Origin of the sequence: Bacillus cereus group sp. MYBK108-1, assembly GCF_051917185.1 — a bacterium.
Lineage (GTDB): Bacteria > Bacillota > Bacilli > Bacillales > Bacillaceae_G > Bacillus_A > Bacillus_A cereus.
Genome location: NZ_JBQAHZ010000001.1, coordinates 198,870 through 224,105 on the forward strand (window position 1 = coordinate 198,870; position 25,236 = coordinate 224,105).

Consider the following 25,236-nt stretch of genomic DNA (forward strand, 5'->3'; position numbering starts at 1 on the left):
ACTCCTTATAGATTACATGTAGTCTAAAATACTCGTTTTACTCATCGTACTAACCGCTTTAAGCGTCGCTTCATATGTTGCATTTATATATGCCAAGTCAGAAATTGCGACCGCTAAATCAACATCCTCAATTTCTTTACGGTTTTCTTGAAGTGCTAAGTTTTGCTCACTTAAAATTGTTTTAAACGTCTCCATTGTGTTCATTGTTGAACCAACTTCAGTCGTACGGTTAATGATGCCATCTAAGTTTTTCTTGTTTTCTCCTAATAACGGTTGTAACGCTTTTTGGTCACCTTTTTGCATCGCTTCGCTCATCTGTTTTAACGTTTTTATTACCGGGGATAACAATGCTTCTCCATTACGGAATGCTTTTAATTCATAACCATCATTTAGTTGCCAGTTCACATCATTTTTTCCGCCCTGGTACGTACCATCTTCTGTAAATGGTGACTTTTCTGCACTATCACCACCGAAAATATAACGACCTTGCTCTTTCGTATTCGCTAAATATACAACTTGTTTTAAAATTTGATCAATCTCTGCACCGATGGCTTTCAATTCTTTTTCACCATTTGGCTCATTTAATGCCTGTACCGTTAATTGATCTGCTCTCGTTAAAGATTTAAAAATACCTTGTAAAGTATTCTCAGTTTGTGTTAATACATTTTTTGAGTCAGCTAAATCTTTTTGCATTTGTTCAATATTCGCCAATGAATGTTGAATCGCAAATGATTTACTCGCTGCAAGTGGATCTTCACTCATAAGAAGATTTTTCTTCCCTGAAGTTACTTGATTTCTATGGTATTGTTGTTGCACATTCAAATCCATTAACTGATTCTTTGCCCAGTTTGCATTTTGAAATGTAGATACTCTCATTTCTATCTCCTCCTTATATATTTCCAATCAATTATTATCACTTATCGAATAATCGAAAATAGACTATCAAACACTTCATTCATCGTAGTAATAGCTTTAGAGTTTGCGACGAAATATTTTTGGAAGGCCATTAAATTTACCATTTCCTCTTCCATATTTACACCTTCAACGCTCATTTTTTCTTGTTGAATACCTTCTAGTAAGTCGCCATGAATTTTTTGATAACCATTTACTGCACTTTTATCAGATGCAACACGAACTATAAATTGGTCTAATGCTTGTTTATAAGAAAGACCTTCTTTATAATCGTCATCTGTAACTGCTGCTAGTTTATTTGCTGTTTCAGCAGACATTTTCATTTTCGAAACATCTTTTTGGAATTCTGGATTTAACTTCATCTCTTTCGCATAATCTCCAACGAAGAAATCTTTTCCCATCACTGTATTCACTTGATTTTTCATTGAACTCATTAAGTCTTCGAGATTTTTTTTATAATCAACAATCTTCGCTTTCGTATCAATCGCTGATTTTATCGCCCCGCTAGTTACAGAGATTTCTGAACCGTAAATCTCAACTGACATTGGGTCTTTTTCTTTATTTAATTGAAGTGGATATGTATCTTGTCCATTTACTGTTAAAATACCATTCATTCTAACACTCGCGATATTAGGATTCATAGATTCATAAGATACTTCGATGTTTGCATACTTAGACATCTCTGTAACGATGCGATCTCTTTCGTCTAGAAGTTGATTCGGTACTTGTGTACCTGCTTGTCCAATTTTATGATTCGCTTCTGCTAAACTAGCAGCAAGACGATTAAATTCATTAACATGCGCCTCAATATCTTCTGCTGTCTGTGCTTCCACTGTATCTAAGTTTTTCGCAAGACGATTCACTTGACTTGTGAACTTCCCAGTTTCAGAAATTAATGTATCGTAGTAGTTTGGTTGTTCTGGATTTTTTGCTACTTCACGAAAGGCATTAAAGAAACCGTCCATTAAACTAGATAATGAATTCTTTCCTGTCGTTCCAACCATAGACTCTACACGTGATAAAGTCGAATTCATGTAGTTATAGTAAGAGAGTTGAGATAATTGATCATTAAACTGCTTCGTCTTTACCTCATCAGTAATACGGTCAACACCTAGCGTTTGTACACCGTAACCAATTCTCTGTTCTGGCGTATGACCATTGCTTGCTCCAACAGATCCGTAATTCACCATTTGACGCACATAACCCGGTGTATGAATATTAGACAAGTTTTGTTTCGTTGTTTGTAACCCCATTTGAGCCGCTAACATGCCCGATAGCGGTGTATTATAATCAGATAATCTCATAAAGCTTCACTTCTCCTTTACAATAGTTCGTTCATAAAGATTTGCGAATTATTGTTTCGCTCTAAATTATATTCAGAAACAGAATCCACAATACTTTCTGTAGTTTTTAATAGTACGTTTAAGTAATATTGATTTTTCAAAAGAATCATTTTTACATTCTCTTCTAATTCAGTTACGTTTTTTTGTAATTCTTTCATTTTTTCAATTTCTTCTTGAGAAAAATACGAAAATAACGCACTTACACGAAACGATTCAACTCCTTGTTCTTTACAGAACTGAACAACCATTTCTTCAAATGAGCTTGATAACCCTTTTAAACCATCAATGTACTGCAATTGCTCTACTTGTAACTTTTGAACTGCATTTACATTTTTATTTTTTAAATTCTCATATATTTGCTCTCCAAGCGCTTGAATATTTTCATACGCTTTTTGTATAATAACAAGCTTTTCATATATTTGTATGTACATATAGCTTCCTTCCTTTTACAAGACTAAATTTACAATTAAGCCATGGATTTCTCCAATTTGATTTAACATTTCTAAATGTCCTGTTTTCGTATTAATTAAATTCATAACATCTTCTAATTCATTCAATCCCATTTCTGCCTGTTTCACAATCGTCATTTTCTGTGAATATCCGTAACGCGGGTGACGAGACATGACATCTTTATACTGCAATACATTATCAACGTAAAAATTCAAAAATGATTTTACTGTATTTTTGTATTCCATTACATTATCAAGCGTTAATTCCATTTCAATTTTCTCTTTAATTTCTCCAATATTATCGACAAACGCTTCCATTTGTTCTAGTAATTTATCTTTTTTCGGATCTGCATGCAAATTATCCGAAAATGCAAGTCCTGTCCTGACATTTGCTTCTTTCGGCATTTGAGTAGCAGGCGGTATATGCGATAAAATTGGATTATGCGAGATAGAACGTAGCATATATATCACCTATTTATTTTTTTATTTCTTCCTAAACTTAATCGTAAAATCCAGTTATTTATAATTATACTCTGAACAGTAATATTTTGCAGTTATTTTTTATAAAAGATATGTTACAATTTAGCATGAGGTGGCACAATTCTATGAATATTTTCCTTTGTGGTTCAAATCAATTAACAGCATTAGATCAAGAAGAAATTAAAAAATTTTTAACTGACTATGCTCACAAACATAAAATTTACATATTATGTTATAAATCTATTGAAAATGAGGTTCTTCGTTTTTTCGTTGAGAATGAAAGACTCGCTCAAAATTTATGCCTTTACACGCTGCAACCATTGCAAGCAATTACAGATGAATTTCAAGAAGTCGTTGATTACTTAAAAAAACACGGAGCCGAATATGTTGCTTTTGATCATCCTTCTGACTCCATTTACCGATCAGATTATATGTTTTTTGTTAAACAAATTATTGAAGACACTGATTTAGTTCTCTGTTTTTATAATGGGGACAAACATACATCTGTCATCCCTGTCGATGTTGCAAAAGAAGCAGGTATTGATGCTGTCATTTATGATTTACCAGGATTACATGAAAAGCAAATGAAAAAAAGCTTTGAACAAAAAATTCGTATGATGTAAAGGGGGAGGCACAATATCATTATTGTGCCCATTGTAAATATGATAATTGAACAAGATTATGATCATTTTATCGCGAGTTTTAAACAACAATTCAATATGGACATCGCTTCATATAAACAAGATAGAATGCGCCGTAGAATCGATGCTTTCATTTCGAGAAAAGGCTTCGAAAACTACACTAATTTTTTAAACAAATTACGCGCTGATCAAAATTTATTTTTAAATTTTATTGACTATATTACAATTAACGTTTCAGAGTTTTTTAGAAATAAAGAACGATGGCAAACTTTAGAGTCGAAAGCACTACCAAAATTACTCGAACAAAATAGCGGAAAATTAAAGGTATGGAGTGCCGCTTGCGCTGCTGGTGAAGAACCGTATACACTCTCTTTAATTTTATCGAAGCATCTTGCTCCATTTCGTTTTGAAATTCAAGCAACAGATCTTGATTTTCATATTTTAGAAACCGCAAAACGCGGTCAATATACAGAACGTTCGTTAAAGGAATTACCTAATGATTTGAAAGAACGTCATTTCACAAAAGAGAATGATCTATATTCATTGCATCAAAACATTAAACAAAACGTCTCGTTTAAACAACATGACCTTTTAATGCAGTCATTCGATACAAATTATGATTTGATTATTTGTCGCAATGTAATGATATATTTCACAGAAGAAGCAAGAGTAAAACTTTACGAAAAATTTAGTCGTTCTTTACGAAAAGGCGGTGTACTATTTGTTGGTAGTACGGAACAAATTTTAACACCCGAGCGTTACAATCTTCAGCGATTTGATACATTCTTCTACGAAAAAATATAAAAGAGGTCGTCACAATGGAGTGACGACCTTTTTACATAACTCGAATTAAAATAATACCGACAATCCATACAAAGAGAAAAAGAAGCGTCATAGACCATTTATGTTCTTGCATCGTTTGTTTCAATGCCTGTGATAATTGTGTCATGTTCATTTCCGCAAGCGCTCTCCATACACTTACATCCCGATCTTTAGCAATGCGGTCTGTAACACTAATTAAAATTGTTTCGTTAGACAATTTCGTTATATAAGCAGTAATAACCGTTACCATCAAATTTATATTTCCTTCTGAAGAATCACTTTCCACTCTAGAGATAAGTGCACTCACATCTAGTAACGGAATATGTACTTTTCTACCAAATGATAGTTGTACTTCAGCGAAATCATATGTTCCATCTAACAAAGGAAGTTCTTTTATATGCGCCTGCTTAACAAGCCCTTGTAGGCTTCTAATTACTTGTTCAAATATTTTTTCTGTTTGCTTACCTTCTCCAGATAACGTGTGTAACTTTTTAAAAAGTTGTAACACTGTATCCATCTCTTTAGAAAGCATTTCCTTCATAATCTTTCCATCACTTAAACTTGCAAGTAAAATACCTATTTCATTATTTTTCGAAATAATTTTAGACTGTCCAGTAAACACTAAATTGCTACGCTTTCGTTCTTTCTGGATTTCATGCTCCGAAATAGCTGCAGGCTGTTTTAATGGTTGTAACGCCTTATCTTCAATTGTCGTACGTTTAATCTCCATTTAAGCGCCTCCACTACTATGAAATAATTAGCCCCATTCTTTATTACTCTTTAAAACTAAAAACAGTACGAATAAACCTGACATGATAGTAAACACATCAGAAGCTTGCACTCCCTGTTCACCTTTTTCTTCTTTCTTGTCTTTCGGTTCTTCTTTTTGTTCTTTCTTTTTAGAGGCAACTTGTTTGTTATTTTTCTCTTTTTGGTCCTTCGCCTTATGTACTTCCTTGTTGTCTTCGAACGGCTCTTTTATAACGTAAGTAAATTCCTCTTTCTCTTTCAACGGTTCTTTTATAAACTTATTTACTTTCTCATCTCGCTTCAGAATTTGAACAACTGGCAAATTTTCTTCTGGAACCGGGTTTTTGACTTTGGAATCTTCTTGCTTCTCATTTTCTTTCTTATCTTCTAATTCATTTTCTAGTTTATTATCTAATTTATCTTCTTTCTCTTCTATCTTTTTATCATCTTCATTTTTTGGCACCAAAACAGAAATGGTATATTCACTTTCCTCAACAAGTTTATTACCTGCTGCATCTATTATCTCTACAAGTAATTCGTATGGCCCAGCCGGCAATGCTTCTGTTATTTCAAATACTTTTTGCCAATCCATATCATGCTTGTTGTAGTCTAATAAAAACGAAAGCTCTTTATTTTCTTTCCCTTTTAATGTAACGCGCACTTCTTTTACAACCGATTCTATATCTGACGCTTTTACTCGTATATGTATAGAATCTCCCTGTTTTCGTTCAACTAAGTTCTCTTTTACTTCATCAATAGTAACTTTCTGTAACTTTGGCAATTCTTTATCTATAGTTGGCGTTTCATTTTTAATACGAATGAGCGGGACTTTCACTTCATTTTTTATGAGCTCTTCTTTCTCATTCTCTTTGTAACTTTGAACGAGCTGAAGATTCCAATCACCTTGCAAATCAAAATCCCCTGCTTTATAGTTAGCAACCCAGCTCTTCGTTTCTTCATCATACTCAAAAGATAACATTCTTTCTTGCGCATATTGCTCCCCATTTTTTTGTAACTGCAATATACCTTTCATACTTTGAATGTTTTTCCCATTTGGTTCTACAGCAATTCGCACCTCTTCGCCAACTTTAAGCTCCGGCTTATTTACTGTAATAATTCCCTGTTCTGTTTCTATCTTTCTTTCACTCAATTGTTTATTTACTACTTCTTGTTGTTCTGCTTCTTTTTGTTTCTCTTCATCTTGCTTCGTTTCCACTTGCTCTGACGATTCTTGAGATTCCTTATTTTCTTCTTGTACATTCACTTCATTTATTTTTTGATCTGACTCAATTTGTTCCTCAGCCTGACTTTGCAAGGGGAAGAACAAGCATACATGTATGCATAGCCAACTCATTAGAAAAAACTTTACGTTTTTCATCTACTAGTTCAAACTCCTATTTCAATGCCTTATAGTGATTTCGTCACTTTTACTCCGAAAAATCCATCTACATTTACAAGTTCACCATACGCCACTAATACATCATTTACATAAATACGAATTGGTTCATCAATATCCTCATCTAGCACAACTGCTTCATTTTCTTGTAAACTTAATATATCTTGAATCGTTTTCACTGTACTTCCAAATACAAATTTCACGTTCATTTCTACATTTTGTAGAATGGACGTGTCCATATATACTGGTTCCATTTGTTTTACTTCTTTAAATTCAATAGGTTGCACAACTGGTTCTACAATTTTTTCTTCTTCAATTTCTTCTGTGGCAATCTCTTCTTCTTCCACCATTGGATACAGAAGTCGCCTTACCATTTCTTTCGCTTCAGAAATTGGCAAAATTTGATACATTTTCGATTGAAGCAGATCACCAATTTCAAGATTGAACGTAATTTGAACGAGTTCGTCCACTTCCATTGACTCTCCCAAATACTCCATTTCTTCTTTTAACGTTACAAATTTAACATTTGGCGGCGTCATGTCCATTTTTTCTTGGAACATTTCTGACATCGCCGTAGCAGCATGACCCATCATTTGGTTCATAATTTCTTTAATACCGCTCAGTTCTAATTCAGTAAGCTCTTTTTCCGGATCAACTTCCCCTGTTCCCATCATCATTAAATCTACCATTGTTAAGGCGACATCTTTCGTAAATACGAATACATTCTCATTCTTTAGCCCTTCAACAAAGTCGACGTTTAAAATAACAAATGGCACTGGTACTCCATCATAATGACGAACATTGATTGCTTCCACATTTGGTGTACTAATTGTAACTGGCTGATTTAAAAGCGTTGACAATACTGTTGAAGCGGAACCAATTGAAATATTTGCAATTTCACCAAGTACATCTTTCTCTTCTTGTGTTAAATGCTCTTTTTCAACTTGTTCTTCTACAATCTCAGTTTCCACTACTTCTGCTGGTTCGACTGTTTCTTCTACTTCACCAGATAATTGCATTAATTTATTTACCATTTGTTTCGCATGATCAACTGAAACAATTTGTACAAGTTTAGAGTTTACAAGATTATCTATCTTTAAATCAAACGACACTTTAACAATCGTATGATTCCCATCGATTTCAGAAATTTTCTCCATTTCTTCTGATAACTTTACAACTTTAATCGTCGGCGGAGACATATCTACTGTATCTTGGAAGAATTCCGACATAGATGTAGCTGCGAATCCCATCATTTGATTCATCGCTTCTTGTACAGCACTTAGCTCTAATTCGCCAAGTTCTTTTCCGTCCTCCACTTCACCTGTTCCCATCATCATTAAATCAGCAATGGATAATGCAACATCTTGCTTAAGGACAAGAAGGTTTTCCATATCCAATCCTTTTGTAAAATGAATGTTTAATACAACATGTGGAACTTCGACATCTCTTGAATCATATAAATCTACCAACTCTATGCGAGGAGCAGTAATGCTTACTTGCCTATTTAAAATTGTTGATAATACAGTCGAAGCTGAACCAAATGATATATTTGCAATTTCGCCAAGAATATCGCATTCTTGAGGCGTTAAATGCTCATTTTCTTTTTCTAGCACAATCGTGCTCGTATCCCCTTTTGTGTGTTGCTCAGGCATTTTCCCTGCCTCCTCATTTCTGTTTTTCTATCAAATAATATAAACTCTTATTTTATTTTAGCAAACTCATTAGTATAAAACGTTACTATGTATCCCATTATTAGATTCGTAGCAATTAGCCAAAAAGCTCCCCAATTGTATACAAGTGGGGAGCTTTCCTTCATTCCTATTATAAACCTTCTGGGTTTAAAATGAGGACCACTCGTCCATCACCGAGAATCGTCGCACCAGAGAAATAGTTAGAACTCTCTGCAAAGAAGTCACCTAATGACTTTAAGACTATTTCTCTTTGACCGATAATTGTGTTTACAATAAGTCCATAGCTGCGATGTGTATTACGAACAATTAACACAGGAACCATTTGACCATCATATGACGCAAACGCCTCATCTACTGTTTTTTCACCAAATACAGTACTTAAATGTTTCACTTCAATAATTTGATTACGATAATTTAACACATCTTTCCCTTGTAAGGATTGGATGTCTTCTCTCTTAATTCGAATTGCTTCAACGATATTTCCAAGAGGTAAAGCATAACGCTTATCATTCGTTTGAACAAGCATAGATTGAATAATAGACAACGTTAATGGAAGTTCAATTCTAAATGTACTTCCCTTTCCTTCCTCAGAATCAATAATTAAATGTCCACCTAAACTATGAATCGTATGTTTTACAACATCTAATCCGACACCGCGTCCAGAAAGATCTGATACAACTTCAGCTGTACTAAATCCTGGTTGGAAAATAAGATCAAACACTTCACGATCTGTTAATCTATTCGCATCTGCTTCAGTTACAACGCCATTTTTAATCGCTTTTTCTAATACTTTCCCTTTATTAATACCGTTTCCATCATCCGTAATTTGAATAACGACATGATTTCCACTATGAAAGGCTTCTAATTTAATCGTACCTGTCTCATTTTTACCTGCATCACGTCGTTTTTCAACAGTTTCAACACCGTGATCGATTGCATTTCGAATTAAATGAACGAGCGGATCACCGATTTCATCAATAACAATTTTATCTACTTCAGTATCTTCACCTGTAATTTGTAAATCGATTTTTTTCCCTAAATCTTTCGCTAACATACGTACCATACGCGGGAAACGATTGAACACAGTTTCAATCGGCACCATACGCATATTTAATAGTACATTTTGAATATCTTTTGAAATATCGCCTAATCGATTTAAATGTTCAATTAGCTCCTTGTTTTGAATCGTTTGAGCCAATTCATCAATGCGCCCACGTTCAATTACACTTTCTTCAAACATATTCATTAATCTTTCGATTTTCTCTAATTGAACACGAATTGAACGATTCTCCACTTTAGCATTTTTCGTTTTTGTAGTACTTTTAGCTGGCATAGCACTTGAAGGTTGATTCGTTGCCTCTATTGGTGATTCTACCTGCGTAGCCACAGCTGGTTGTAGCTTTTCTTCTACTTGCACAACTTCTTGTGTAACGACTTTTTTAGAAGCTACTTCCTTCGATATAGGTTCTCCTTGCTTTACTTCCACTTTCTCAATTTCAGAAACATGAAGTACTACTTGTTTCAATTCTTCTATACTACAATCCGTATCCATAAATACTGTAAATTCAAATCCGAAAGCATCTGCTTCAATTTCTTCAATACTCGGAGCTGTTTTTTGTATATTCCCTACATTTTGCAATGCTTCAATACACATAATGGCACGTACTGCTTTTAAAATCGCTTGCTGTTCAACTGTTATATGCACTTCATGCGAAACTGCATCATCGTTGTCTATATGATTTTGCTCTATATGTTCCGTAGGAGTTTCTACATTGCCGTTCAATAACGCTTCTAATTTCTGTTTAGTTGAGGCTACATCAATATTGCCCATTCCACCTTGTTGCACATCTGCAACCATCTTCTCCAAATTATCAATGCACTCAAAAATCACATCAATAATATCCGCATTTACAACTATATTTCCATGACGAATTTCATCTAACACATTTTCCATCTTATGCGTTAAATCAGCCATCTCCGTAAATTCCATACTCGCAGACATACCTTTGAATGTATGAGCGGAGCGGAATATTTCTCCCACAACATCCATATCAGCAGGATTTTGCTCTAACACTAGCACATTTTCATTTAGCGACTGTAAATGTTCTTCTGACTCTTCGAAAAATATATTTAATAGATCTGTTTGCATTTTTATCCCCTACCTGTCTAACAAACATTTCATTTATGTATAACAATTTAGTGTTTTATAATGAGAAAAAAGGGGGCCACACGTCGATCCGCTATCACTGTTTTGATTCCTTGTGGCACCCCTTCTATATTAACTATTTGCTACTTTTGTTAAAGCTTCAATTACACGATCGGCTTGGAATGGCTTTACAATAAAGTCTTTTGCCCCGCCCTTAATTGCATCTAATACCATACCTTGTTGTCCCATTGCAGAACAAATAACAACCTTTGCACTTGAATCAATTTTAATAATTTCTTTTAATGCTTCAAGCCCGTCCATTTCTGGCATAGTAATATCTAATGTTACAATATCAGGTTGAAGTTCTTTATACTTTTGAATCGCTTCTACCCCATTCTCTGCTTCGCCTATAACTTCAAAGTCAGCATTACTTTTTAATAAGTTTTTAATCATCGTTCGCATAAACATCGCATCGTCTACTACTAAAATTTTATGTGCCATTCTTTTTAATTCTCTCCTTCTATGTATAAATATATCTTAATATTTCACCTTATCATTCTCACTCATTATACAAAATAAAATGATAAAATTTAATATTTTTTTTAAAGAATTTTCGTATTTTTATTATTTTATTATTAAAATAATAATATACTACTCTTTTATATAAATAACAACGCGACGGTTTTTTTCCCAGTTTTGCGGTGAATCATTTGGTACAATTGGCTTTGTGTCTGCATATCCTACCGCAGCTAGCCTTTTATCATCCACATTATACACTTCAATTAGATGGTGAATCATATTTGCCGCTCGTGCTGAAGATAACTCCCAATTAGAAGGGAATTTCTCGTTATGAATAGGTCTACTATCTGTATGTCCCTCTACAACAATTGGGTTAGGTACGGATTGAAAAAATCCAACTAATTGACTTATTATCCCTTTCGCTTCGGGCTTAACGTTTGCATCGCCTGTATCAAATATTAAATTATCTACTATAACGACGCTTACCCCTGTATCCTCCCGATATACATTCACTTGACTAATACCGTTATTATCTACATACGCTTTTAACTTCTTATATAATTCATCCATTCTCTTTTTTGAGATCATTTTTTCATCATTTTTTTCATGTGAAATATCTGGTATTGTATTTTCCATTACTTTTGCATCTACTTGCCCCGTATCACTAAACTTTTCAAGCATCTTTGACAATTTTACTGCATCTTGCTTTGATGTAGCAACTAGTAATACAAAGAAAGTTAATAATAACATCGTTAAATCTGTAAAAGTCGTCATCCAACGAGGCGATCCCTTTTGCGGTCCTTTACTCATCATACCACTCCTTGAAATATTAGGCTGCTCCTTTTACCTTTTTTACCTTTGTTTCGTATACGTATGTATCCAGTTTCAACTTTAATTTAGAAGGGATTTGTCCACGATACAATTCTGAAATTGCTTCTATTACAAACTTCTTCTCTGTATATAAATCTTCAATACCACGATATACTTTTTCCGCAAGAGGGATTGCAATCATATTCGCAAGTACAGACCCATATAATGTCGTTAACATCGCAACTGCCATCCCTGTACCAATTTGCGATGTATCTTGTAAGTTTTGGAGCATAATGATAAGACCAATTAAAGTCCCTATCATGCCCCAAGCTGGAGCAAAATCACCAATTTTATCTAATAATGCTGCTCCTTTTCTTAACTCATACACTTCCGTTTCAATATCTTTCAATAACACTTCTTTTAATTCATCTTCATCGTAACCGCTTAACATTAATCGAATTCCTTTTTGAATAAAAGGATTATCCACTTGCTCTCCATCTACCTCTAAAGAAAGCAAGCCGTGCTTTTTAGACTTTTTCGAAAAATCGACAAATAAATCCGTTAACTGTTCTAAATCTTCTTCTCTTCTATGTAAAACAGTAAAAATGCTTTTCGTATATTTTTTTATTTCTCCAAATCGATATGCCACAACAATTGTCGCTGTTGTTCCCCCTATGACAATTAAAATAGATGAAACATCTAAAAAGTTTTTGAAAGCTTTTATTCCACCGCCGCCAAGCATAATTGCCGCTATCACTATAATGAAACCTACTATAATGCCCACTGGGCTAGAAATATCAAACTTCCTTTTTCTTCTTTGTGGTCTAGCTAATACTTGATTTTTCTCTCCCATATTTCTGCCCTTTCCTTTCCATTTTTATATAACATTTTTTTATTTTAATAATACGTTTTCACATATAACATGTATTATACGCTTATCATCTGTTTATCGCAATATACTCATGAAATTGACACATTTCATTTCTATATTAGAATTATGGTATGAATAAGTGAGGAGGATCACGATGGAACACAACATTTTACAAATCATTGCATTAGCAGAAAAACTAAAATATGAAATGCGACATAGCTGGCTTTCCAACGGACGTCAAGAAAGTGTTGCCGAACATACATGGCGCATGTCTCTAATGGCCATTTTAGTTGAACCTTATTTGGATCAAAAAGTAAATATTGAGAAATTACTTAAAATGGTTATTATTCACGATCTAGTCGAAGCCGAAGCTGGTGATATCCCTGCATTTGATACAATGAATAGTCATGAATTACAGCTACAAAAACAAAAAAATGAACTAGAAGCTATTTTAAATATTAAACAAACATTAACAGGTTCTCTCGGTGAGGAATTATATGACTTATGGATGGAGTTTGAAGCGAAAGAAACGTACGAAGCAAAAGTTGCTAATGCACTCGATAAACTTGAGGTGAAAATCCAGCATAACGAAGCTGATATTGATACGTGGCTACCAATTGAACATAAAATGACATTCCAAGTAGCAAAGCATACAAACTTTGATTCTTTCCTATCTAAATTACAAAAAATCATTGAACAAGATGGAGAAAAGAAGTTAATTGCTGCCGGCATTGATGTTGAGGCATGCAAGCAATAATGAAATAAGACACTCAACAAGAGTGTCTTATTTCATTATTGTTGATATAGCCTGCTTATAAATAAGCTGTTGTTTTCCATCCACTAAGATTAAAACTGTAAATTTATCCACTCCAACAATTTCTCCTACTATTCTAACGCCACTCTTTAAGAAAATTGTAACTGTACCTTTTTCTTCTTTTATTTGTTTATACAATTCTTCCTGTAAATGTTCCAATTACTGTCCTCTCCTTTCTGTGAAACATCTTAATATAAAAAACTATAAATTTTTTATTTATGCACTTTGTCTTTTATGTTCATAAACTTATTAATAAGTATATCTAAATCACGACTAAATAACAAAACTTTATCATGATCCAATCCGTGTCTCGCAACAAGTTGAATTAACTCTTTCTTTTTGTTTTCTATTTTATTTTTTAATTGTCCCATCTCCATCTCTATACTAAAACTCCCTTTTCCCATAATATTACTTGTAAAATTATAGTACATATTCTCTCATAAAAAAATAAGAAAATGGTTTTTTTTACAATTTTTTATTTTTTATGCCTAAATTATGAATTACGTAAAGGTTTATTTACAAATCACTAACATGCAATCCTAATGAATCTACAGGCATTTGTCTAATTATAAATGAGACTGGCTCGTTTTCTATACAAAAAACATACTGTATATAGTAGTCCATGAACCATATAGATTAACTTACTAAAAAGGAGGAAAACATATGAGTTATGGTGGAAGTTGCGCTGGTTTCGGCGGTGGATTTGCTTTGCTTATCGTACTATTCATCCTTCTAATCATCATCGGATGTAGCTGTTGGGGTGGCGGCGGATACGGATATTAATATATCCTATCCTTGACAAATGAACGAAAAACTATAGAAAAACAGCTCATATTTGAGCTGTTTTTTTCATACTTTCGTATGAATTTATATCCCTCTTATTTGCGATTTCAACTAACAACATATTGTTTACTATGGAATAAGAAACATTTTTCACTGATATAAAAGATGGTTATACATACATATTACAAACAAAAATCATTTTAACATTAATTCTTGTCGGCATTTCATGGGGCATTATTGGAGGCGCTTATCAACTACTTCTAACGATCTATGCCGAAAAAATTTTCCATACGAACATTGGGATTTTATATACGGTTCAAGGGGCTGGGCTTATGATAGGAAGCCTTCTCGTTAATCTTTATATATCCCATAATAAAGAAAAAATGAAAAAAGTATTCGGTTGGGCCTACTTATTACAAGGAATTTTCTTTCTCGGATTCATTCTATCTGATCAACTTATTATCGGTATCATTACTTTATTCTGTATGCGTATAGCAGGAGGAATCATCATTCCACTTGATACGACATTACTTCAAACTTACACACACGAAAATATGATAGGTAAAGTTTTTTCATTCCATTATTCTATTTACGGATCTCTTATTCAGTTATCGATGTTTTTTACAGGAGGGCTGTTAGAAATTCTTTCTCCTCAAATGATTGGCAGTTTATTAGCTACATGCTGTATTTTTGTAAGTTTTATATGGCTGTTCTTGTTTTATCGCGGGGATCTCAGTGAATAATTTAATGATAATCAATAAATTTTGATCCCATTCATTATTTGTTTCCCCATAATAAAATTGTTTCAAAATGTAAGTCGGATTTTTTAGTTAAAGAGCCTTATATGGCAATACTATTTGAGAAAAAACTAGATATTTATGTTAAAATACAAATGAGTTTGTGAAATATTGCACTTAAATAATAGACTTTAACTAGTTAAACTTGATTAAATAGGAGGGCTGTTTTGGGTATCACATTCATTTTCGTATGTATTATATTAGTGGCTTCTATTCTGCAAGCAAGTACAGGTTTTGGCTTTTCCATAATGGCAACCCCCTTCTTACTTATGTTATTTCTACCACAAGAAGCTATACAAATAAACATTATTTTATCTTTAATTATTTCCATTTCACTCATTTGGAAAATAAGAATGGACGTTGATTTTGTTCTACTGAAAAGGTTTATTTTTGGAAGTATAGTTGGTGTTCCTTTTGGCATTTTAATTTTCATTTCCGTTAACATAAACACTTTTAAATTAGCAGTTAGCATCCTACTCTTACTATTAACATTATTGCTAATATGCAACGTTAAGGTTAGATCAACACAATCTAGAGATTTCATAGTTGGTGGATTATCTGGTCTTTTAACGACAAGTATCGGTATGCCCGGTCCACCCCTGTTACTTTATTTTACAGGAACTGATACTGAAAAAGAGAAGTTAAGAGCAACTACATTAGCTTTTTATTTGTTTATATATTTCATTAGCCTAGTAACTCAAATACTCTTTACTGGCACAAACAAAACCATTTGGGAATCAAGTTTTTATGCCATTCCAATTGTATTTTTAGGTTTGTTTATAGGTCAAATTATTTTTAAATGGCTTAATCAACGGATTTTTAAAATATTTACGTACATTCTTTTAAGTTGTACAGGGGGTTATCTTCTTATTGAAAGTTTGAACTTGTTATAGAAGATGCTTTAGATTGTGCCATAACAGATATGTTCAAACAAAATTATTGCTGTATTTTCCGGCAGGGTATTCCATATCAAAACTTAAATAACTTTATTGACAGTTTACAATTAGCAATAATCTTTCTTTCATAAGATAAACATTTCAAATCAAATACTAAATAAAACGATAAAAAGCGGCTATTATGCCGCTTTTACTTACTATTGGCATTTCATTCTCATTTTCTATCACTTTTGTAAAAAATTATTAATTTTTATTTCTATGTATATGATAACAAACAAAATACCTAAGTTCAGAAAGAATAAACAACTTTCTGGCCTTAGGTATTTCTCCTTCCCAAAAAGACAAACCTACATCACAGGTTTGCCTCTTTACTCACTTCTTATTTAATCCTTTTTCACTTAAGAACTCTTTCATATGCATTCTTTTTTCTTTAGACATAAACGAACTCATTGATTCCGTCCATGTTACGTTTTTCTTGTTTGATGATCTTTCTTTATAATACGCGTTCATCGTTTCATCATATTCGTTTAGTAATTCATCATATTTTTGTTCATCATATCCATTTTCATGAAGAACTGCTGCTACCGGTAAACGTGGTTTCACTCCATGATCTTCATCTGGTACGCCGACTGTCATTCCGAATACAGGATATACTTTATCAGGTAAATGAAGCAGTTCACTCACTTCTCTCGGATTATTACGAATACCACCAATATAACAAATACCGTATCCTAACGATTCTGCTGCTAGTGCTAAGTTTTGCGCAAAAAGTGAAGCATCTACCGTCGCAACGATAAAGTCTTCTACTCCCTCATGCTTTATCTCTGTACTATGTTTTTCACATGCAATTTCAAGTCGTTTTAAATCTGCACAACAAACAAAAAATGCTGCACAGTCCTTCACATGACGATTTCCGGATAGCTCTGCTAGTTTAGCCTTTAATTCCTGATCTGTTACATATATAACAGAATACGCCTGTACAAAATGTGATGAAGCTGCATGTTGCGCAGCGTGCACCATCTTTTCTACTACATCTTTCGGAATTGATTCTTCTTTATATTTACGAACTGAAACATGTTGCTCCATCTTATGTATGATCTCATTCATGAAAATCACTCCTTTTTTCTCTTCATAATGAAAAATTAACATATCTTTTTCAATTTTCACAACTTATAAGCACAAAAAGAGCAATTCTTTTTTTGAACTGCTCTTTTTTAAAACGTTTATCAATACGGTAAATGAAATTATACTTATCATATTACGCCGTTTTCAAAACTTTAATACCTTTTACGATATTCCAAATGAAGTAGTAAATTCCTACAAGAATGAACACTGCATATGTGATAGCCATTCCAATTCCAGCACCGTCAGATTGATTGAAACCTAAACCGTACATACCTGATACTGCTAGTCCTCCAAATAAGATTGCGTATGGGAAAACATGTGACCAAAATGCTTTTTTCGCGTGATACTTCACTTCATCTTCTGCAACAAAGTACACGATAATTGGTAGTAAAAATGGTGCAAAAAAGATACTAAAGTAACATAACGAAGATAAAATATTATTTCCTTTCATCCGATTCACCTCTAAATAGTTTTTGTTACCTTCATTATGTCAGGAAATCATTCTAGAAACTATCGCTTTACCTTTCACGAACGTGACATATTTGTAAGATTTTCCTCAAACTAAATCCCGCCTGAAGTTTCAGCCGGGATCACTTTCACTATATTCGATTCATAAACCAATACTGTGTGATTGCTAAATATTCTCGTACATTCGATGGAACGATGATTGGTTTCGGTGTTTTTGCCGGAAGACCTTCTAATTGTAAACCTTGTTTTGCCGCTATTTTTTTCGCTCTAAACATGTGAAAATCGTTTGTTACAATCATACCTTTTTTCATATCGGCTGGAATTAACGGTTTTGAGAATGTAATATTCTCATCTGTACTCGTAGATTTGTCCTCCATTATAATGCGATTTTCTGCGATATTTTGTTTTATTAGTCCTTGTTTCATTGCTAATGCTTCTGAAATGTCTTCACCTTTTCCTTGTCCTCCAGATACGATAGCGATTGTTTTCTCATGTGATTTTAAATATTCAGCTGCTTTATCAATACGATATTGCAATGAATAAGATGGTTTCGTCCCATTTACTTTCGATCCTAGTACAATTATGTAATCAGCATCGTAGGTTGCATTCATATGCCCATGCTTATAAATGTGATATTGTAAAAACCCCGCATACACGGCGCAAATCATTATAACAACTAAAATGCCCTTCATTATTTTCTTCTTTCTCATATTCATATACTCCTATTTTCTTTTACTTCCTTCATGATAATATCCATTTATTTGTTTGTATACAGACAGATTCCAATAAACCCTAATTTATCCTCTGAAAGGTAATATTTATATTACTTTCGGGAATAGTAAGTACAACTTTACACGAAGGAGTGTCTCTATTGCTTCTCTTTTTATGTAACGTGTCGTTCTTTTTTATCTTATTTTTACTATCGCTTAAGTTACTCGGTAAATCCGCGTTAGCACAACTAACTCCTCATGATTTTGGGGCTATAATCTTTTTATCTTATTTAGCTTTCCAGGCCATACCCGTCTCTGGTGCTTTACAAGCATTTCTCGGTATGGTTGTTATCACATGTTTACATTTACTTCTTACAAAATTAAGCCTATTCAACAAACTAAATCGTTTTATTCTTGGACACCCTATCATTTTAATTAAACATGGTGATATTATTTTTGAGAACTTACAAAAAAGTAGATACCCCATTGCAGAACTACTTTCTAATCTTCGCGTTGCAGGATATCCAAGTGTTCATGAAATTGAATACGCTATTTTAGAAGCGAACGGCGCTATTAGTATTTTACCAAAAAGAGAACTTGTACCATTAACTCCAAAAGATTTAAACATAGAAGTTAAGTATGCTGGATTACCAATTGCACTTATCGTCGATTCACAAATTCAATACGATAACTTAAAGTTAATACATAAAGATGAAAAATGGTTATATAAAGAATTAAAAGAAAAAGGAATTACAAATATTAAAAACGTTGCCTTTGCTTCTGTTCAAGAAACAGATGGATCTTTTGCGATTAGTTTAAAGGAATAAAAAATCCCCTTAATTACTTAAGGGGATTTTCTTCATCATATCGCTTCTTTCTCTCCTGCCATATTTAATGGAACAGGATGTTTCATGCGATTCATCGTAAATACGATAATTGCTGTCATTACTTCAGCAACTGGCATAACGAGCCAAATTCCATTTATACCAAATAATTTCGGCATAATCCATAACAATGGAATAATAAATAGTAATCCTCGGCTCATTATAATAAGTACTGATTTCTTCGTTTGTCGCACTGATTGGAAATACTCTCCATACACAATGTTATAACCTAAAAATACGTATTGGATAAAGAATAAGCTAATACCTGTTAAGGTTAACTCCAATAATTCTGGAGATTGAACATCAAATAAACCAATGATATATTTCCCGAAGAATAATCCGACAATTATCGCAATGCCTCCGAGGACAACTGCAATTTTCACAGCAAACTTCAATCCTTCACGAAGTCTCTCTGATAAATTTGCCCCATAATGGAAACTAGCAATTGGCTGTAATGCTGCTCCAACACCAAAGAATAATAGTAATGTCATTGCATGAATACTATTCACCATCGCATAGGAAGCTACTCCTACTTCTCCTGCATATTGGACGAATGCGATATTAAAACCAATCGTTACGATTGCAACCGTACTTTCTGCTGTAAAACTTGGGAAACCAATCACCATAATTTGTTTGACAGTATCCCATTCAAAATGGAATTTCGTCCACTTTAAAATACTACTTTTTCTAAAGAAATGAGTTAATAATACAAGGAAACCAATCGCTGCCGAAAGAATAGTCGCTGAAGCAGCACCTGTTACGCCCCATCCAAAGATAAAAATAAAGATATAGTCAAACACTATATTTAATACAGCTGTTACAACAAGACCAGCCATTGCTAAATTAGGATTTCCATCATTTCGTATGAATGTACTTAAAATATTTTCTAAAACGTATATCATTCCAAATGTTAATAATACGTGTAAATAGTCTAACGCATATGGTAGAATCACTTCATTTGCACCAAATAAGTATGCTAAATCTTCTATTCTCCATAAGCAAATCGCTGCTAAAATCCCTACGATAACAACTGCTACCGTCATGGATTGAGTAAAAATAGACCTTGCTCTTTCTCGTTTATTTTCGCCTAATGCAATGGAGTATAACGTTGCCCCGCCCATTCCGATCCATAATGAAATAGAGAAGAAAATCGAAAATGCTGGAATAGCCACGTTCACTCCTGCTAAACCGTTCGCCCCAACTCCTCTACTAATCATGACCGCGTCAATTACAATATTCACTGACATTAATACCATTCCAAGAACGGCTGGTATTAAATAAGAAATAAATAAGCTTTTTATCGGTTTTTCTCTTAATTTTTCTGTTGCTTCCATACTCTAATATGCTCCTTTTTTTCAACTCTCTTTTCTTAGTTTAAACCTTCAAGTAACTTGAAGGTCAAGAGAGAATTAAAAAAACAGGTAACTGACTTATACTAATGAATGTAAATTTGTAATCAATTCAAAGGTTTTCATCTTATTTTTTCACTACAGGAATTTGAATTTCTGTTACTTGCTCCTCTGGATTTTCTGTTACAGACCAATCAATCAATCCAATCTCAATCGAATCTCCATGTACTTCGTAACCTTCTTTATCAATGTATGTAAGTAACTCCTTGTACGTTGCATCTGTTTCTTCATACGGTCCATGATGATAAGAGCAAGCATATAAACCTTCTTTAATTTCATCTGAAGTATGCACTTCATACGGCATATAATCCAAAAGAATAAATACACTGCTATATGCTTGAAACTCATTTTGCATTAATCCTTTTTTCGCAACAGTTACACCAATATCTCCAGAAAATAAACTATCATCCATTTGCCTCATATTTTTTTGTAACGAATGGATGTAGTACTCAAACATATCATCCGTCGTATTTGGAGCAACCGCAATTGCTGTAATTTTTCGCTGCGGAATCTCTTTAATTACCATTTGTTCAGCTTTTGCTTTTGTTGCTTTCTTAATTAAATGAATTCTATGCTCCATTTTCGCCAAAGCATACTCAATTTCTCTTTGTTTCTTCAGCATCATCTCTTGTTGTTTTTCCAGTAAATTGAGTGCGTATGCTGGATTTCTTTCATCAATATATTTCTTAATTTCCTTTAACGGAATATTTAACTGGCGTAAAAATTTAATCGTATCTAACAGTGAAAATTGATCGATTGTATAATAACGATAATTCGTTTGAGGATCCACAATGGACGGATGAAAAATTCCTTTTTCATCATAATACCTTAATGTAGATTCTGCGATATTATGCATTTTCGCCATTTCTCCAATTGTAAAACGTTTATTTAATAACATCTTTTATTTCCTTCCATTTCTATTTATTTCATTATATGTTCATTTTCTCTTCAAAACAAAAAAGAATTCCCATACGAGAATTCTTTTTTACTATTAAACCTCTATTATTATAGGAAGAATCATCGGCTTTCGTTTTGTATTTGTATATATATACTTCCCTAATGCCTCTCTTACCTCCCTTTTCAAAATACCCCAGCTATTCACATTCTCTTTCTTTAAATTATTAATCGTAATAACAGCTAATTTATTTAATTCTCTTAGAAATTCTTCTGAATCACGGACATAGACAAATCCACGAGAAATAATATCTGGACCTGAAATTATTTCTCCATCCACTTTATTAAAAGTAATAACTATAACGAGCATTCCATCTTCTGAAAGTTGTTTACGATCACGTAATAATGCATTTCCAACATCTCCAATTCCTAATCCATCTACATATATATTTCCTGCCTGTATTCTTCTAGATTGAATTGCCACTTCATTACTTATATCTACAACATCTCCATTACGTACAATAAAGATATTTTCCTTTTCAATACCAATTGATTCTGCTAACAAACTATGGTGATGTAGCATTCTAAACTCTCCATGAATTGGAATAAAATATTTTGGCTTCATTAATGTAAGCATTAACTTCAACTCTTCTTGATATGCATGACCGGATACATGCACTCCAGTAGAACTACCTGATCCGTAAATCACCTTTGCTCCTAATGCAAATAAATTATCGATAATTCGAGAAACGTTACGTTCATTTCCTGGGATAGGGGTCGCGGCTATAATAACCGTATCTTCTGGTAAAATATCCACTTGTCTATAGTTTCCACTAGCTAAACGCGCTAAAGCTGCCATTGGTTCTCCTTGACTTCCTGTACAAAGTATTGCAACCTGCTTTGGATCTAAACGATTTACCTCATTTGCTTCAATCAACATACCTTCTGGAATATGTAAATAACCTTTCTCTAGAGCAACCTCTACTACATTTACCATACTTCTCCCTAGCAAAGCTAGTTTTCGATTTGTTTTTATACATGCTTCAACTATTTGCTGAACACGATTCACATTAGAAGCAAACGTAGAAATAATTACTTTTCTATTTGCTTTCATAAATATTTCCTCTATCCGTTCTCCTACTGACCTTTCTGATGGAGTAAAACCTGGACGTTCTGCATTTGTGCTTTCAGATAATAAAGCTAGTACACCTTCACTTCCTATTTTAGCCATTTTATGAATATCAGGATGTTGATTATTTACTGGTGTTAAATCAAATTTAAAATCACCTGTATGTACTACAGTACCTTCTGGTGTATGAAAAACAATACCGAGACAATCCGGAATACTGTGGTTCGTTTTAAAAAAAGTTGCCTTAATAGAACCACAATCAATTTCTGATTCTGAATGAATAACGATTAATTCCGTATCATTTTGAAGATTGTGTTCCTTTAATTTAATTTCAATTAAACCTAACGTTAACTTTGTTGCATAGATTGGTACATTTAGTTGTTTTAAAAAATATGGTATTCCGCCAATATGGTCCTCATGCCCGTGCGTTACTATTAAACCGCGAATTTTTTCTTTATTTTCTTGCAAATATGTGACGTCTGGAATTATTAAATCAATCCCTAATAAACTTTCATCTGGAAATTTAGATCCACAATCAATGACGACAATATCATTTTCATATTGGATAGCATACATATTTTTTCCTATTTCATTTACTCCACCTAAAGCAACAATAGACAAGTTATTTTTTAATGCCTTCAAATTATAAATCCTCCCTTTCACAGTTATAGTTCGTGAAATAGTATGTAGAATTTATTATTTGTAATGGAAAAGGACTTCATACTATTTTATACATATAAAATTCACACACTACTCTTACACCTATATCCCAATAAGACAGCTTCTTCCTCAAAAAGCTCCCATTTTTTCATTGATTTTTTATAAAATCTATTATATATTAATTACAGGTTCAAATTACGAGTTCAAAAGAACTTGTAATAAGACCCTTTTGTTTAATGGGTTTTACATATTTTCATTAGGCAAATTCCGAGAAATCGTATGATAAAATTAAAAATGACGAGGAGAGGATCAGATGGAATTCGAATTTTTCTTTCAAATTGCACTTATTTTATTAAGTACAAAGCTTGCTGGTGATCTTAGTGTTAGATTAGGTCAACCTTCTGTACTAGGTAAATTAATTGTCGGTATCGTTATCGGTCCAGCTGTATTAGGTTGGATTGAAAATTCAGAGCTTCTAACTCAATTAAGTAATGTCGGGGTTATTCTCTTAATGTTTATGGCTGGACTTGAAACAGACTTAGAAGAATTAAACGCAAATCGTAATTCTTCTTTAGCAGTTGCACTCGGAGGTATCATTCTTCCATTCGTAGGTGGTTACGTTTCCGGCCTTGTTATGGGAATGGAACAAGGAAACGCTGTATTCTTAGGATTACTTCTATGTGCGACAAGTGTTAGTATTTCCGTACAAACACTTCGTGATTTAGGTAAAATGAAAACACGTGAAAGTACGACGATGCTTGGAGCCGCTGTATTTGATGACATTCTTGTTGTTATTTTATTAGCATTTGCAATGAGCTTCTTAGGTACTGATGATGTTAACTTAACAATGGTTATCTTGAAGAAAGTAGTATTCTTCGCTTCTATTATTTTAATCGGATGGAAAGGTGTTCCTGCGATTATGCGCTGGTTATCACCACTGCGCGTATCTGAGTCTATCGTGAGCGCGGCTCTTATCATCTGTTTCTCATTCGCATATTTCGGCGAATTATTAGGAATTGCTGGTATTATCGGTGCTTTCGCTGCTGGTATTGCAATTTCTCAAACAAACTACAAACATGAAGTAGAAAAGAAAGTAGAACCAATTGCTTACGCTATGTTCGTTCCAGTATTCTTCGTTAGTATCGGTATGAATATTACATTTGACGGTATCGGCAATCAAATTTGGTTCATCTTAGCATTAACTGTTATCGCTGTATTAACGAAATTAATCGGCTGTGGATTCGGTGCACGAATGACTGGATTTGACGCTAAGTCTTCTGCAATTATCGGTGCTGGAATGGTTTCTCGTGGTGAAGTTGCACTTATCATCGCAGGAACAGGACTTTCTTCAGGTCTATTGGCACAAGATTACTTTACAGCAATTGTTATTGTCGTTATTTTAACTACAATGATTACACCACCAATGTTAAAATACACTTTTGGTGCAAAAGATAAAGCAATGAAAGCAAGTAAATAAATTTACTATAATAAAAGGAGATTGCTATTTTATAAGATAGCAATCTCCTTTTTGTTTTATCTTTAAACAATCCCGTTCTTTTTTAACCATTTTTCAAAAATAATTCGTGCTTCATCATCATTAATATCATTACTAAATGAATACACCTTAATACCATAATCATCTATATATTCACCCAATTTCATTTCCTCCACTTTCTTATAAAAATCGTCTGCCTCATAGTGCGGAATATAAGCATCCCAAACTGGTTCATTTATTCTTTTGTACGCCGTCACTTCTAAATCATATCCGTCTTCATAATATCCGATGTGATAATGTTTGTTAGGATCATATTTCTCCATTAAAAGTCCCCTCCTACTA

The 25,236-nt window shown here is 33.4% G+C and carries 27 protein-coding genes and 1 pseudogene; 8 read left to right on the forward strand and 20 right to left on the reverse strand.

From position 1 onward, the window contains the following. Positions 1–12: 12 nt before the first annotated feature. From ACTFSL_RS00995 to ACTFSL_RS01010, 4 genes are read right to left on the reverse strand one after another with little or no spacing between them, the layout of a single operon-like run. Positions 13–876, reverse strand: a complete 864-nt coding sequence (locus ACTFSL_RS00995; RefSeq protein ID WP_001266403.1) for a flagellar hook-associated protein 3 — start codon at positions 874–876, stop codon at positions 13–15. Positions 877–917: 41 nt separating this feature from the next. After that, complete coding sequence (flgK, locus tag ACTFSL_RS01000) at positions 918–2,216, reverse strand: flagellar hook-associated protein FlgK (RefSeq protein ID WP_001239711.1); 1,299 nt, start codon at positions 2,214–2,216, stop codon at positions 918–920. A gap of 17 nt (positions 2,217–2,233) precedes the next feature. Further along, positions 2,234–2,686: a hypothetical protein gene (locus ACTFSL_RS01005; protein ID WP_119683171.1), complete on the reverse strand. Its 453-nt coding sequence runs from the start codon at positions 2,684–2,686 to the stop codon at positions 2,234–2,236. Between the two features lie 15 nt (positions 2,687–2,701). Continuing rightward, positions 2,702–3,166 carry a YaaR family protein gene (locus ACTFSL_RS01010; protein ID WP_000946323.1) on the reverse strand — a complete coding sequence of 155 codons (465 nt, stop codon included), beginning with the start codon at positions 3,164–3,166 and terminating at the stop codon, positions 2,702–2,704. Positions 3,167–3,309: 143 nt separating this feature from the next. On the opposite strand from ACTFSL_RS01010, the gene ACTFSL_RS01015 reads away from it, so the two are divergent. Next, complete coding sequence (locus ACTFSL_RS01015; protein WP_001020110.1) at positions 3,310–3,807, forward strand: flagellar motor switch protein FliG; 498 nt, start codon at positions 3,310–3,312, stop codon at positions 3,805–3,807. 39 nt (positions 3,808–3,846) lie between these two features. After that, positions 3,847–4,629 carry a protein-glutamate O-methyltransferase CheR gene (gene cheR, locus ACTFSL_RS01020; RefSeq protein ID WP_000582876.1) on the forward strand — a complete coding sequence of 261 codons (783 nt, stop codon included), beginning with the start codon at positions 3,847–3,849 and terminating at the stop codon, positions 4,627–4,629. 31 nt (positions 4,630–4,660) lie between these two features. On the opposite strand, the gene ACTFSL_RS01025 is transcribed toward cheR, so the two are convergent. From ACTFSL_RS01025 to ACTFSL_RS01055, 7 genes are all read right to left on the reverse strand, one after another. Beyond that, entirely contained in the window at positions 4,661–5,377 is a 717-nt protein-coding gene (locus tag ACTFSL_RS01025; protein ID WP_000403951.1) for a hypothetical protein, read from the reverse strand. A gap of 27 nt (positions 5,378–5,404) precedes the next feature. Continuing rightward, positions 5,405–6,775 (reverse strand): transglycosylase, encoded by a 1,371-nt coding sequence (locus ACTFSL_RS01030; protein ID WP_119683170.1) that lies wholly within the window; start codon positions 6,773–6,775, stop codon positions 5,405–5,407. Positions 6,776–6,804: 29 nt separating this feature from the next. Continuing rightward, complete coding sequence (locus ACTFSL_RS01035) at positions 6,805–8,445, reverse strand: flagellar motor switch protein (protein ID WP_001115002.1); 1,641 nt, start codon at positions 8,443–8,445, stop codon at positions 6,805–6,807. Positions 8,446–8,614: 169 nt separating this feature from the next. Then, complete coding sequence (locus ACTFSL_RS01040) at positions 8,615–10,633, reverse strand: chemotaxis protein CheA (RefSeq protein WP_001192608.1); 2,019 nt, start codon at positions 10,631–10,633, stop codon at positions 8,615–8,617. Between the two features lie 129 nt (positions 10,634–10,762). Continuing rightward, the gene (locus ACTFSL_RS01045) at positions 10,763–11,131 is read right to left on the reverse strand and encodes a response regulator (RefSeq protein ID WP_000940565.1); all 369 of its coding nucleotides are present in this window, start codon (positions 11,129–11,131) and stop codon (positions 10,763–10,765) included. Between the two features lie 150 nt (positions 11,132–11,281). Then, the gene (locus ACTFSL_RS01050; protein ID WP_000033627.1) at positions 11,282–11,959 is read right to left on the reverse strand and encodes an OmpA family protein; all 678 of its coding nucleotides are present in this window, start codon (positions 11,957–11,959) and stop codon (positions 11,282–11,284) included. Between the two features lie 19 nt (positions 11,960–11,978). Then, positions 11,979–12,812: a flagellar motor protein MotP gene (locus tag ACTFSL_RS01055; RefSeq protein ID WP_000504191.1), complete on the reverse strand. Its 834-nt coding sequence runs from the start codon at positions 12,810–12,812 to the stop codon at positions 11,979–11,981. 172 nt (positions 12,813–12,984) lie between these two features. Here ACTFSL_RS01055 and ACTFSL_RS01060 point away from each other — a divergent pair, with 172 nt between their 5' ends. Next, complete coding sequence (locus ACTFSL_RS01060; RefSeq protein WP_119683169.1) at positions 12,985–13,587, forward strand: HD domain-containing protein; 603 nt, start codon at positions 12,985–12,987, stop codon at positions 13,585–13,587. A 27-nt stretch (positions 13,588–13,614) separates the two neighbouring features. Here the strand turns inward: ACTFSL_RS01060 and hfq are convergent, their stop codons facing one another. Beyond that, complete coding sequence (gene hfq, locus ACTFSL_RS01065) at positions 13,615–13,803, reverse strand: RNA chaperone Hfq (RefSeq protein ID WP_025688342.1); 189 nt, start codon at positions 13,801–13,803, stop codon at positions 13,615–13,617. Positions 13,804–13,856: 53 nt separating this feature from the next. Continuing rightward, on the reverse strand, positions 13,857–14,075 hold the full coding sequence (locus tag ACTFSL_RS01070; protein ID WP_000291688.1) for an aspartyl-phosphate phosphatase Spo0E family protein: 219 nt from the start codon (positions 14,073–14,075) through the stop codon (positions 13,857–13,859). Between the two features lie 232 nt (positions 14,076–14,307). On the opposite strand from ACTFSL_RS01070, the gene ACTFSL_RS01075 reads away from it, so the two are divergent. The 3 genes and pseudogenes from ACTFSL_RS01075 to ACTFSL_RS01085 all read left to right on the forward strand — a co-directional run bounded on the left by ACTFSL_RS01075 (position 14,308) and on the right by ACTFSL_RS01085 (position 16,117). After that, positions 14,308–14,427 (forward strand): YjcZ family sporulation protein, encoded by a 120-nt coding sequence (locus ACTFSL_RS01075; protein WP_000120179.1) that lies wholly within the window; start codon positions 14,308–14,310, stop codon positions 14,425–14,427. Between the two features lie 140 nt (positions 14,428–14,567). Then, positions 14,568–15,170, forward strand: a pseudogene (locus ACTFSL_RS01080) (MFS transporter); the annotation flags it as partial. A 221-nt stretch (positions 15,171–15,391) separates the two neighbouring features. After that, complete coding sequence (locus tag ACTFSL_RS01085) at positions 15,392–16,117, forward strand: sulfite exporter TauE/SafE family protein (protein ID WP_046392533.1); 726 nt, start codon at positions 15,392–15,394, stop codon at positions 16,115–16,117. Between the two features lie 375 nt (positions 16,118–16,492). Here ACTFSL_RS01085 and nfsA read toward each other — a convergent pair whose 3' ends face one another. From nfsA to ACTFSL_RS01100, 3 genes are all read right to left on the reverse strand, one after another. Next, positions 16,493–17,227 (reverse strand): oxygen-insensitive NADPH nitroreductase, encoded by a 735-nt coding sequence (gene nfsA, locus ACTFSL_RS01090; protein ID WP_088322029.1) that lies wholly within the window; start codon positions 17,225–17,227, stop codon positions 16,493–16,495. Between the two features lie 151 nt (positions 17,228–17,378). Further along, complete coding sequence (locus ACTFSL_RS01095) at positions 17,379–17,696, reverse strand: DUF4870 domain-containing protein (RefSeq protein ID WP_000678055.1); 318 nt, start codon at positions 17,694–17,696, stop codon at positions 17,379–17,381. Positions 17,697–17,844: 148 nt separating this feature from the next. Continuing rightward, positions 17,845–18,423, reverse strand: coding sequence for a YdcF family protein (locus ACTFSL_RS01100; RefSeq protein ID WP_119683168.1), 579 nt, complete (start codon positions 18,421–18,423; stop codon positions 17,845–17,847). Positions 18,424–18,584: 161 nt separating this feature from the next. On the opposite strand from ACTFSL_RS01100, the gene ACTFSL_RS01105 reads away from it, so the two are divergent. Continuing rightward, positions 18,585–19,250 (forward strand): DUF421 domain-containing protein, encoded by a 666-nt coding sequence (locus tag ACTFSL_RS01105; RefSeq protein ID WP_000923924.1) that lies wholly within the window; start codon positions 18,585–18,587, stop codon positions 19,248–19,250. 35 nt (positions 19,251–19,285) lie between these two features. Here ACTFSL_RS01105 and ACTFSL_RS01110 read toward each other — a convergent pair whose 3' ends face one another. From ACTFSL_RS01110 to ACTFSL_RS01120, 3 genes are all read right to left on the reverse strand, one after another. Further along, on the reverse strand, positions 19,286–20,641 hold the full coding sequence (locus tag ACTFSL_RS01110) for an MATE family efflux transporter (RefSeq protein ID WP_000388389.1): 1,356 nt from the start codon (positions 20,639–20,641) through the stop codon (positions 19,286–19,288). A 142-nt stretch (positions 20,642–20,783) separates the two neighbouring features. Then, positions 20,784–21,614, reverse strand: a complete 831-nt coding sequence (locus tag ACTFSL_RS01115) for a MerR family transcriptional regulator (protein ID WP_000925935.1) — start codon at positions 21,612–21,614, stop codon at positions 20,784–20,786. Between the two features lie 93 nt (positions 21,615–21,707). Continuing rightward, positions 21,708–23,381, reverse strand: coding sequence for a ribonuclease J (locus tag ACTFSL_RS01120; RefSeq protein WP_000645618.1), 1,674 nt, complete (start codon positions 23,379–23,381; stop codon positions 21,708–21,710). 331 nt (positions 23,382–23,712) lie between these two features. Between ACTFSL_RS01120 and ACTFSL_RS01125 the strand changes: the two genes are divergently transcribed. Next, positions 23,713–24,876 carry a cation:proton antiporter gene (locus ACTFSL_RS01125; protein ID WP_000393901.1) on the forward strand — a complete coding sequence of 388 codons (1,164 nt, stop codon included), beginning with the start codon at positions 23,713–23,715 and terminating at the stop codon, positions 24,874–24,876. 62 nt (positions 24,877–24,938) lie between these two features. Here ACTFSL_RS01125 and ACTFSL_RS01130 read toward each other — a convergent pair whose 3' ends face one another. After that, complete coding sequence (locus ACTFSL_RS01130; protein WP_119683167.1) at positions 24,939–25,217, reverse strand: DUF3986 family protein; 279 nt, start codon at positions 25,215–25,217, stop codon at positions 24,939–24,941. Positions 25,218–25,236: the final 19 nt, after the last annotated feature.